Origin of the sequence: Enterobacter cloacae complex sp.6700776 (assembly GCF_048284255.1) — a bacterium.
Taxonomy (GTDB): Bacteria; Pseudomonadota; Gammaproteobacteria; order Enterobacterales; family Enterobacteriaceae; genus Enterobacter; species Enterobacter intestinihominis.
Genome location: NZ_JBLVYK010000216.1, coordinates 1 through 292, shown reverse-complemented (window position 1 = coordinate 292; position 292 = coordinate 1). Strand labels below are relative to the sequence as shown.

The following is a 292-nucleotide window of genomic DNA, read 5'->3' as shown; positions in this document are numbered from 1 at the left end:
TGCTTATCGCCAACCTGTATAATCTGCAAATTGTTCGCTTTACCGACTACCAGACCCGCTCTAATGAAAACCGCATTAAGCTGGTGCCTATCGCGCCCAGCCGCGGCATTATCTACGATCGTAACGGTATCCCTCTGGCCCTCAACCGCACTATCTACCAGATAGAAATGATGCCGGAGAAAGTCGATAACGTGCAGCAAACGCTGGACGCTTTGCGCAGCGTGGTAGATCTGACCGATGACGATATTGCTGCATTCCGAAAAGAGCGCGCACGTTCACACCGTTTCACCTC

The 292-nt window shown here is 51.7% G+C and carries 1 pseudogene; it reads left to right on the top strand.

The window, feature by feature from the left end:
* A pseudogene (locus ACNQ0T_RS23945) lies at positions 1 to 292 on the top strand (penicillin-binding protein 2); the annotation flags it as partial.